Here is a 9,822-nt window from a genome sequence, read left to right on the forward strand (position 1 = left end):
GAGTTGGGGAAGGGGGGAAGTGACGTGGGGATCCCGGGCCCAAGTTGGTCCAGACCAATCCTTCTGTCAAGGGTCTTTGCAACGTGGCGGGAAACGTCCGCTCGCCGCTTCCTTGTTGTCCGGGTTTTTCGCCACCGGTGACCGGCCGTGCGCGGACCGGAATCGGCAAGAGCCTGCCCGGCCAGGGACGACGCGGATATGGTGCTGGGGCAGGACGGAAGCGGGGCCGGTCGTTTGCGGTCGCGCAGCATATGCGTATGCGCGCTGCGCGCGTACGCGTGCGTGGCGGCCAGGGGGCCTCGCCCGGCACGAGCCGGGGAGTCGTCCGCCGCGCACCGGGTGTGGACGGGGTGAACGGGGGGATTCGCGTGCCGACCGCCATTGCTGTCACCAGCGCCGACCTGGCGTTGCCCGCCCCGGACCGGCACACCCCGCCGACCGAGGTGCTCGCCGGACCCGACCGGGTCGACCTGGAGGGCTCGCTCGCCGAGCTCACCGCCCTCGTCGAGCGGTACGGGCACGTGGTGGCCGTCGTACCGAGCTGGCTGCCGCCGGCCACCGTGCGCCGGCTGCACACCGTACGGGCGGTCCTGGAGAGCGACCGGATCGCCCTGCTGGACACCGACCTGCCCCCGCTGGCGACCGCGCTGCTGGTCCGGCAGTTACGTCAGCTCGCCGGCTGCGACTTCAGTCCCGGAGTGATCGCCTCCGCCGCCCGGCTGCTGACCCACTACCTCCACGCCGGCGCCCTGCTCGGCTCGGTGGTCCGGCTGGACCGCGTCCCCGTCGGCCTCAAGGCGCACGCCAAGTCCTGGGCCCCCGGAGCCCAGTTCGCCGTCACGGTCCACCCCGAACCCCGGCTCGCCCGGCTCGGCACCCCCGGCTTCGCACCGCCGCCCGGACCCGGCTTCGCCACCCACCTCACCTTCGCCCGCGGCCAGCTCCCCGCCGACTGGGTCACCGCCGAACTGGCCGCCGCCTGGCAGGTCCAGGGCGTGCTGGAGAACCCGCTGCCCGCCGACTCGCCCACCTGGTGGGCGACGCACAAGCTGGTCGAGTTCGTCGCCGCCATCCCCGACACCGCCGTCCTGCACCAACTGGTCGCCTCCGTACGCCGCGAGCCCTGCCGCTGGTGCGGCCTGGAACTCATCGGCGACCGCTGCGGCTTCTGCGCCGCACCGCTCCTCCCGCTCGCGCCGCCGGGCCCCGCCACCGGCGCCGCGACCGCAGCCGGACCCGCCACGGGCGCCGGCCCGTACCACCGCGCCGCCAGATCCTGACCGCCCGACCGAACGACGAACGAACGACGAGGTAGTCCGGCCCATGAACCCACGCCAGCGCCGCGGCGTCATCCTGATCCTCCTGTCGGTCCTGTGCGCCCTGGGCGCGTTCGCCGGAGTCCTGTCGGTCATCGGGGACGTCAACTCCAAGGTCGGCCCCGAGGTCGTCGCGTACGAGGTGAAGAGCGGCATAGCGCCGTACACCCCGCTGAACGCCGAACACTTCGAGGAGGTCCGGATCCCCCGGCGGTGGCTGCCCGCCACGGCCGTCACCGACCTCGGCGCCCTGCGCGACAAGATCACCGTGGTCCAGCTCACCAAGGGCACCCTGCTCCAGAGCGACATGCTCGTGGACCGGCCCAAGCTCCAGCCCGGCGAGCAGGAGATCGCCATCATGATCGACGCCGCCACGGGTGTCGCCGGGAAGATCCACTCCGGCGACCGGGTCAACATCATCGCCACCTTCAACGGCGCCCGGGAGACCGACCCCGACCGCTCGGTGATCATCGTGGCCAACGCCCGGGTCATCGCGGTCGGCGCGCTCACCCCGGTGGAGAAGACCGGCGGCGACCGCAAGGGCCCGGAGGAGGCCGTCCCGATCACCTTCGCCCTGAACACCAAGGACACCCAACGGGTCGCCTACGCCGAGTCCTTCGCCGAGCACGTCCGCCTCGCCCTGGTCGCCCCCGGCGGCGAAGGCCAGCCGCCCGCCCCGGGCGACCGCACGTACACCCTCGACGGGGACAAGTGAGGCCCGGATGACCACCCGAATCCTCGCCGCCGCCGGCGACCCGGACGCCGCCCGCTCCATCGCCGCCCTGCTCGGCCAGCTCCCGGCCGTCGAACCCGGCGGGGCCGCCCCGGACTCCACCACCCTGCTCGACACCCTCGGCCGGCTCGCCGTCCAGTCCCTCGACGACCTGCCCGAGGTGGTCCTGGTCCACGAGCGGATCGGCCCGGTGCCCGCCCTCGACCTGGTCCGCGAGGTCGCCCTGCGCTTCCCGACCGTGGGCGTCGTGCTGCTCAGCTCCGACGCGGGGCCGGGGGTGTTCGCGGCCGCCATGGACGCCGGCGCCCGCGGCCTGGTCGGGCTCCCGCTCTCCTACGACGAACTGGCCGCGCGGATCCAGGCCGCCGCCCAGTGGGCCGTCGGGGTCCGCCGCCACCTGGGCGGCCGGGGCGGGGACCTGCCGGCCGGGCCGGGCGGCACGGTGGTCACCGTCACCGGGGCCAAGGGCGGGGTCGGCGCCACCTTGGCCGCCGTGCAGTTCGCGCTGGCCGCGGCCGCCGCCGGGCGCCGGACCGCCCTGGTCGACATGGACCTCCAGGCCGGGGACGTGGGCTCGTACCTGGACGTGCAGTTCCGCCGCTCCATCGCCGACCTCGCCGGCATCCAGGACATCTCGGCCCGGGTGCTGGGCGACGCGGTCTTCGAGCACCGCACGGGCCTGGCCCTGCTGCTGGCCCCGGCCGACGGGGAACGCGGCGAGGAGGTCGACGACCGGGCGGCACGCACCATCGTCACGGCCCTGCGCAGCCGCTACGAGGTGGTCGTCATCGACTGCGGCACCCAGCTCACCGGGGCGAACGCGGCGGCCGTCGAGATGGCCGACGTGGCGGTGCTGGTCACCACGCCCGACGTGGTCGCCGTACGGGCCGCCAAGCGGACGGTGCGGATGTGGGAACGGCTCCAGGTCCGCAAGGCCGAGGACACCGCCATGGTGGTCAACCGCTGGACCCGGCACACGGAGATAAGCCCCTCCCTGATCGAGAAGATCACCCGCACCCGGGCCCTGCGCACCCCGGTCCCGGCCGCCTTCAAGGAACTCCAGCCGGTGATCGACGCGGGCCGGGTCCAGGACCTGGACAACCGCTCGGCGGTGAAGAAGGCCCTGTGGACGCTGGCCTCCGAACTGGGCCTCCTGTCCGCCCCGCCCACGGCGGACACCCTCCCGCCCCCGGGCACCACCCTGGCCCTCCGCCCCCCGTCCCCCCGCCGCGCCCTCCCCCCGGCGAACCGCACCCTGCTCGGCCTCCGCCGCCGCCCCCGGGACACGCCGTGACCCCCGTGCCGAGCCGGGGCGGGGCCGTGGACGGAGCTCCGGGGCCGGCCGTGGCTCCGGGCCTGGGCGGAGCCGCGGGCCTGGCGGTGGCTCCGGGTCTGGGCGGAGCCGTGGGCCTGGCGGTGGCTCCGGGTCTGGCGGTGGCTCCGGGTCTGGGCGGAGCCGTGGGCCTGGCGGTGGCTCCGGGCCTGGTGGCGGCGGCAGCCCGGCCGAGGGCGCCCCGGGCGGCCCGGGCACCGCGGGTGCTGCGGAGGCCGGGGCGGGGGGACACGGGCCAGGTGGCGGTGGAGTTCGTCGGCACGGTCCCGCTGATCCTGCTGCTGGTGGCCGCGGTCTGGGAGTGCGTCCTGATCGGCTACGGCTTCGCCCTCGCGGGCAACGCCGCCGACGAGGCCGCCCGCGCCGGCGCGGTGGGCGGCGCCGCCGCCTGCGCGGCGGCCGCCGAACGCCACATAGCCGCGGCCTGGTCCCCCCGGGCCACCTGCGCCGAGTCCGGCACGGTCTACCGCGCCACGGTCACCCTGAAACTCCCGGTCCTCTTCCCCGGCCTGAACCTGGACGTCCCCCTCACCGGAACAGCCGGCTCCGCCACGGAAAAGGAGACCGACTGACATGCCCGCTCCCCACGACCACCCGACCCGGCGCCCCATGGCCGGGCCCGCCCCCGCAGCGAGGCCCGCGCCCGCGCCCGCAGGGCGGCCCGCGCGGGCGTCCGCGTCCGACGCAGGGTCCGCCGCCTCCGCGGCAGCGGCCGCGGTCGGCTCCCGGCCGGGGCAGGCCCTGGACCGTGGGTCCGCCGCCGTGACGGCCCCCGCGGCGAGGCCCGCGCCCGCGCCCGCGGCGAGGCGCGCGCGGGCGTCCGCGTCGGACACCGGGGCCGCCCCCGCCCCGGCGCCCGCGCCCGCAGGGCGGCCCGCGCGGGATCGGGGCCAGGTGGCCCTGGAATACATCGGCTTCGTGCCGATCCTGCTCCTCGTCGCGCTCTGCGCGATCCAGCTCGGCTGGATCGCGTACGTCAACGAGCAGGCCGACACCGCCGCGCGGACCGCCGCCCGGGTCCAGGCGCGGCACGGGGCCGGCGGGGCCGCCGCCGGGAAGGCGGCGATCAGCGGCGAGCTCGCCGCCAAGGCGGACGTCGTCGTCGGCCGCAGCGGCGACGCCGTCACCGCCACCGTGACCATCCCGATCAACTCGATCGTGCCCGGACTCGCCGTCCAGTCGGCCGTCCGCACCGCGATCATGCCGTACGACGCACCGGAGGGGTCCGGATGAGCCTGCGTTCCAGGGTCGGCACGCCCGACGACCGCCACAGCCCCCGCGAGGACGGCCGCCTGGTCTCCGCCTACCGGGCCAAGCTCCTGGAGGAGATCGACCTCGCCGAGATGTCGGCGCTCAGCCCGGCCGAGCGCCGCTCCCGGCTCGAACGCGTCCTCGGCCACATCATCAGCCGCGAGGGCCCGGTCCTCTCCACCGCCGAACGCGCCCAGCTCATCCGCCGCGTCGTGGACGAGGCCCTCGGCCTCGGCGTCCTCGAACCGCTCCTGGAGGACGCCTCCATCTCCGAGATCATGGTCAACGGCCCCGACCACATCTACGTCGAACGCGCCGGCCGCGTCGAGCAGCTCCCCCTCCGCTTCGCCTCCCACGACCAGCTCATGCAGACCATCGAGCGCATCGTCTCCACCGTCAACCGCCGCGTGGACGAGGCCAATCCGATGGTCGACGCCCGCCTGCCCTCCGGCGAACGCGTCAACGTCATCATCCCGCCGCTCTCCCTGACCGGCGCCACCCTCACCATCCGCCGCTTCCCGCGCGCCTTCACCCTCGCCGAGATGATCGCCCTCGGCTCCGTCGACGAGCAGATGCTGCTCCTGCTCTCCGGACTCGTCCAGGCCCGGATGAACACGATCGTCTCCGGCGCCACCGGCACCGGTAAGACCACCCTGCTCAACGCCCTCTCCGGCCTGATCCCCGACGGCGAGCGGATCATCACCATCGAGGACTCCGCCGAGCTCCAGCTCCAGCAGGCCCACGTCATCCGCCTGGAGTCCCGCCCCGCGAACGTCGAGGGGAAGGGCCGCATCACCATCCGCGACCTCGTCCGCAACAGCCTGCGCATGCGCCCCGACCGCATCATCGTCGGCGAGGTCCGCGGCGGCGAGACCCTCGACATGCTCCAGGCCATGTCCACCGGTCACGACGGCTCCCTCGCCACCGTCCACGCCAACAGCGCCGAGGACGCACTGCTGCGGCTCCAGACCCTCGCCTCCATGTCCGAGGTCGAGGTCCCCTTCGCCGCCCTCCAGGACCAGATCAACTCCGCCGTCGACATCGTCGTCCAGCTCACCCGCTTCGGCGACGGCTCCCGCCGCGTCACCGAGATCGCCGTCCTCGACTCGCACGGCCGCGAGCCGTTCCGGATCACCTCCGTCTGCCGGTTCGTCGCCCAGCCGATGGGCTCCGACGGACGCGTCCGCGGCCACTTCGAGCACTACCCGCTGCCCCGCCGGATCGCCGACCGCCTCTACATGAGCAACCAGCCGGTCCCGCAGGCCTTCGGTGTCGCCCTCTCCGACGACCAGCTCGCCCTCCGCACCCGGACCGCTCGGACCGCCCTGTGAACCCACTCGTCCTCCTCGCCCTCGGCGCCACCCTGCTGGCCTGCCTCCTGGTGATCCTCGGCGCGCACGCGTACGCCGCCGGCCGCGCCCAGCGCGCCGCCCTCGTCGCCCGGCTGTCCGCCTCCGGCGGTTCCGAGCCGGCCGGCCGGCCCCGCCGCTTCCCCGGCGTCGACCGGCGGCTGCGCCGCACCCGCCTCGGCCGCCGCATCGCCCGCAAGCTGGCGACCACCGGACTCGACCTGACCCCCGGCGAGTTCTTCGTCTACGCCGTGGGCGGCCTCGCCGCGGTGTGGCTGCTGGCCGCCTCCTTCCTGGCCCCCTTCTTCGGCCCGGTCGCCGGCCTGATCGGAGTGTGGGCGGCCAACGCCTTCCTCAACTGGCAGCGGGCCCGCCGCATCGAGCGCTTCATCAACCAGCTCCCCGAACTCGCCCGGATCCTGGCCAACGCCACCCAGGCCGGCCTCGCCCTGCGCACCGCCATCGGCCTGGCCGCCGAGGAACTGGAGGCCCCGGCAGGCGAGGAGCTGTCCCGGGTGGCCGACCGGCTCGCCGTCGGCCACTCCATCGAGGAGGCCCTCGGCGAACTCGCCGACCGGCTCCCCTCGCGCGAACTCGTCGTCCTCGTCTCCACCCTCGTCCTGTCCGCCCGCGCCGGCGGTGCCATCGTCGGTTCCCTGCGCAACCTCACGGTCACCCTGGAACAGCGCAAGGAGACCCGGCGCGAGATCCGCACCCAGCTCTCGCAGGTGACCGTCACGGCCTACCTGGTCCCGGCCATCGGCCTGGGCTCGCTGCTGCTCGTCGACGCGATGATGCCGGGCGCGCTCGACCGGATGACGGGCGCGGCGGTCGGCCAGATCGCCGTCCTGGTCGCCCTCGGCCTGTTCACGCTCGGCTTCGTCCTCATCCGCCGCCTCTCCAAGATCGACGTCTGAGGGGCCCGCCATGACCGCCACCGCCCTCCTCCTCGCCCTCCTCCTGGCCCTGTCCGTCGTCGGCGTCCTGCACGGCGTCCACCTCTACCGCGCCGACACCCGGCTGCCCTCCGACCTGGCCCTCGCCCTGGAGGTCGGCGCCACCCGGACCACCGCCGTCGGCTCGGTCGTCGACCGCATGGGCATCCGCTGGGCGCCCCTGGTGCTGCGGCTGATGGGCCCCGAGCGGGTTGCCGCCAAGCGTCGCCAGATCGACCTGGCGGGCAACCCGGCCGGCCTGACCATCGACCGCTACGCCGCCCGGCGCGCGGTCTACGCCGCCCTGGGCGCACTCGGCGCCTTCGCGATGCTGCTGGGCGGCAAACTGGTCCCGGCCCTGCTGATGGTGGCGTTCGGACTGTTCTGGATCGAGGTCGGCCTGTGGTCGGCGATCCGCGTCCGCCGCGACCACATCGAACGCATCCTGCCCGACTTCCTCGACGTCCTCGCCGTGGTGGTCAGCGCGGGCATCGGCTTCCGGCAGGCACTGGACCGGGTCGCGGACAAGTACCGGGGGCCGTGGGCGGACGAGATCCGCATCACCCTCCAGCAGATGGACATGGGCGTCAGCCGCCGCCAGGCCTTCGACGAGCTGCGCCGGCGCAACGACTCCGAACAGGTCGCCCAGTTCGTCACCGCCCTCCAGCAGGGCGAGGAGCTGGGCTCACCGATCGTCGACACCCTGATCGCGATCGCCGAGGACATGCGCCGTACGGACGCCCAGAACGCCCGCCGCCGCGCCGCCCGCGCCGTCCCCAAGGCCACGTTCGCGGTCACCATGTTCATGCTGCCGGGCACCCTGATCCTGCTCGTGTGCGGCTTCGTCTACGGCGCGAACGTCGACTTCGGCGCGATCCTCGGGAACGGGTGACGACGATGGCGACGGGACCGCACGCCGTGCACGCCCTCTGCCGCCAGGTCCTCGCCCTCCGCATGGCGACGACCGCCCTGACCGCCCCGGCGGCCCTGGCCCGTACGGCACCGGGCCCGGCCACCTGGCGGCTCGCGGCCGCGGTGCTGCTGACGTGCGCGCTCTCGTACGCCCTGTGCCACGGCTGGGAGCGGGGCGGCCCCTGGCTGCTGCGCCACCGCCGGACCCTCGCGGCGGACCTGGCGATCGGCGCGCCGCTGCTGGTCACGGCCCCGCCGGGATCCCCGCTCGGCCTGGTCCTGCTCGGCACGCCGCTGCTGGCCGGGCTGGCCCACGGGCGGCGGGGCGCGGCGGCGTACGCGGCGGCGCAGGCGGGGCTGGTGCTGCTGGCGGGCCTCGTCCCGGTCGCCGGAGGCCGGCCGGCGACGGCCGGTCCGGACGTACCGGGCACGCTGGTCCTGCCGGGCCTGTGCCTGCTCGCCGGGGCGGCGGGCGCGCAGCTGCGGGACCTGCTCCTCCGCCTCGACGCGGCCGGCCGGGCCCTGGCCCGCCATCGGTCCGGGCAGGCGGCGGCCGAGGCGACCTCGGCCGAACGCGCCCGCCTGGCACGGGAGTTGCACGACTCCCTCGGCAAGACCCTGCACGGCCTGGCCCTGTCCGCCGAGGCCCTGTCCCGTACGCCGGACCCGGCCACCGCCGGGACCCGGGCCGCCGGGATCGCCGAGGCCGCCCGCCGGGCGGCGACGGAGTCCCGCGCCCTGCTGACGGACCTGCGGCACGACGGCGGAACGGACCTCGCGCACGCCCTCCACGCCCAGGCGACGGCCTTCGCCCGGGAGACGGGCCTGCCGGTGGAACTGACCACGCCCGCACCGGACCGCACACCCCCACCACGGCTCCCTGCCGCCACGGCGGCCGAGGTCCTGGCGATGACGGCGGAGGCGCTGGAGAACACGCGCCGGCACGCGGGGGCGCGGCGGATCCGCATGGAGCTGGGCCTCGAAGGGCGGGGCGCGGCGGGCCGCCTGACGCTCCGCGTCACGGACGACGGCCGCGGCGGCCTCCCGGCCGGCACCTGCCCCGCCGACCTGGCCCGGGCGGGCCACTTCGGGCTGCTCGGCATGACCGAACGGGCCGAGGCCGTCGGCGCCCGCCTGAGCTTCGGCCCGGCCCCCCACGGCGCCGGCACGGAGGTCCGCCTGTCCCTGCCGTTCCCCGACGGCGCCCCGGCCCCTGCCCCGGCCGCGGCCCGGGACCCGTACCCGGACAGGAGGAGCCCGGCATGCCGCTGCGCGTCCTGATCGCCGACGACAACCCGGTCGTCCGGGCGGGCCTCGCGGCGCTGCTCACGACCCACCCGGACCTGTCGGTCGCCGCCGAGGCGGCCGACGGCCGCGAGGCCCTGCGGCTGGCCCGCGCCCACCGCCCGGACGTCGTCCTGCTGGACGTCCGCATGCCAGGCGTGGACGGCATCTCCGCCCTGCCGCACCTGGCCCAGCTCGCGCCGGTGCTGATGCTGACGTACAGCGGCGAACCGGAGGTGGTCCGCGAGTCGTTGCGGCTGGGCGCGGGCGGCTACCTGGTGCACGGCGAGTTCACGCCGGACCACCTGCTCGCCGCGGTCCGCGACGTCCACGAGGGCCGGGCCAACTTCACGACGTCGGCAGCCACCGCCGTCCTGGCCGAACTCCGCTCGCACTCTTCGCAGCCGCAACGCTATATGCCACAATCGCAGGGTGGTTCCGTCAACCAACCCATGTACGGGCTGAGTTCACGCGAGGCGGAGGTCATGGATCTCATCGCGTCCGGGATGAGCAACCAGCAGATCGCGGCGACGTGCTTCATCAGCGAGAAGACGGTGAAGAACCACATCAACCGCATCTTCGCGAAGCTGCAGAGCACGACGCGCAGCGAGGCGATAGCCCGATGGCTGGGAACGGCCCGTCCCGGGGTGACGGGCCATGGCTGACCACCCCCCGCAGTGGGCCCCCCTTTGGGCCCAGGGACCCTTGG

10 protein-coding genes are annotated in these 9,822 nt (G+C 75.1%); all 10 read left to right on the forward strand.

Annotated features, from left to right (window positions below):
- The first annotated feature begins 368 nt into the window (after positions 1-368).
- The 10 genes from EF918_RS26950 (at position 369) to EF918_RS26995 (ending at position 9,778) form a co-directional block, all read left to right on the forward strand.
- Positions 369-1,280 carry a hypothetical protein gene (locus EF918_RS26950; protein WP_260610715.1) on the forward strand — a complete coding sequence of 304 codons (912 nt, stop codon included), beginning with the start codon at positions 369-371 and terminating at the stop codon, positions 1,278-1,280.
- Between the two features lie 43 nt (positions 1,281-1,323).
- Entirely contained in the window at positions 1,324-2,031 is a 708-nt protein-coding gene (cpaB, locus tag EF918_RS26955; RefSeq protein ID WP_125651425.1) for a Flp pilus assembly protein CpaB, read from the forward strand.
- Positions 2,032-2,038: 7 nt separating this feature from the next.
- Positions 2,039-3,343 (forward strand): AAA family ATPase, encoded by a 1,305-nt coding sequence (locus EF918_RS26960; RefSeq protein WP_125651428.1) that lies wholly within the window; start codon positions 2,039-2,041, stop codon positions 3,341-3,343.
- A 26-nt stretch (positions 3,344-3,369) separates the two neighbouring features.
- The gene (locus EF918_RS38555) at positions 3,370-3,954 is read left to right on the forward strand and encodes a TadE/TadG family type IV pilus assembly protein (protein ID WP_260610716.1); all 585 of its coding nucleotides are present in this window, start codon (positions 3,370-3,372) and stop codon (positions 3,952-3,954) included.
- Positions 3,955-4,276: 322 nt separating this feature from the next.
- Complete coding sequence (locus EF918_RS38560) at positions 4,277-4,615, forward strand: TadE/TadG family type IV pilus assembly protein (protein WP_260610717.1); 339 nt, start codon at positions 4,277-4,279, stop codon at positions 4,613-4,615.
- The gene (locus tag EF918_RS26975; RefSeq protein ID WP_125651430.1) at positions 4,612-5,964 is read left to right on the forward strand and encodes a CpaF family protein; all 1,353 of its coding nucleotides are present in this window, start codon (positions 4,612-4,614) and stop codon (positions 5,962-5,964) included. Before EF918_RS38560 ends, EF918_RS26975 begins: the two co-directional genes overlap by 4 nt.
- Positions 5,961-6,899: a type II secretion system F family protein gene (locus EF918_RS26980; protein ID WP_125651432.1), complete on the forward strand. Its 939-nt coding sequence runs from the start codon at positions 5,961-5,963 to the stop codon at positions 6,897-6,899. Before EF918_RS26975 ends, EF918_RS26980 begins: the two co-directional genes overlap by 4 nt.
- A gap of 10 nt (positions 6,900-6,909) precedes the next feature.
- Positions 6,910-7,809 (forward strand): DUF5936 domain-containing protein, encoded by a 900-nt coding sequence (locus EF918_RS26985; protein WP_125651434.1) that lies wholly within the window; start codon positions 6,910-6,912, stop codon positions 7,807-7,809.
- Between the two features lie 5 nt (positions 7,810-7,814).
- Positions 7,815-9,110, forward strand: coding sequence for a sensor histidine kinase (locus EF918_RS26990; protein ID WP_125651436.1), 1,296 nt, complete (start codon positions 7,815-7,817; stop codon positions 9,108-9,110).
- The gene (locus tag EF918_RS26995) at positions 9,092-9,778 is read left to right on the forward strand and encodes a response regulator transcription factor (RefSeq protein ID WP_125651438.1); all 687 of its coding nucleotides are present in this window, start codon (positions 9,092-9,094) and stop codon (positions 9,776-9,778) included. The genes EF918_RS26990 and EF918_RS26995 overlap by 19 nt, the downstream gene beginning before the upstream one ends.
- Positions 9,779-9,822 lie beyond the last annotated feature (44 nt).

This window comes from Streptomyces sp. WAC06614, from assembly GCF_003949795.1.
Classification (GTDB): domain Bacteria; phylum Actinomycetota; class Actinomycetes; order Streptomycetales; family Streptomycetaceae; genus Streptomyces.

Excerpts from the sequence above, each read along its gene's own strand:
- cpaB (WP_125651425.1), top strand. The coding sequence starts at position 1,324 with ATGAACCCACGCCAGCGCCGCGGCGTCATCCTGATCCTCCTGTCGGTC.
- EF918_RS26960 (WP_125651428.1), top strand. The coding sequence starts at position 2,039 with ATGACCACCCGAATCCTCGCCGCCGCCGGCGACCCGGACGCCGCCCGC.
- EF918_RS26975 (WP_125651430.1), top strand. The coding sequence starts at position 4,612 with ATGAGCCTGCGTTCCAGGGTCGGCACGCCCGACGACCGCCACAGCCCC.
- EF918_RS26985 (WP_125651434.1), top strand. The coding sequence starts at position 6,910 with ATGACCGCCACCGCCCTCCTCCTCGCCCTCCTCCTGGCCCTGTCCGTC.
- EF918_RS26990 (WP_125651436.1), top strand. The coding sequence starts at position 7,815 with ATGGCGACGGGACCGCACGCCGTGCACGCCCTCTGCCGCCAGGTCCTC.
- EF918_RS26995 (WP_125651438.1), top strand. The coding sequence starts at position 9,092 with ATGCCGCTGCGCGTCCTGATCGCCGACGACAACCCGGTCGTCCGGGCG.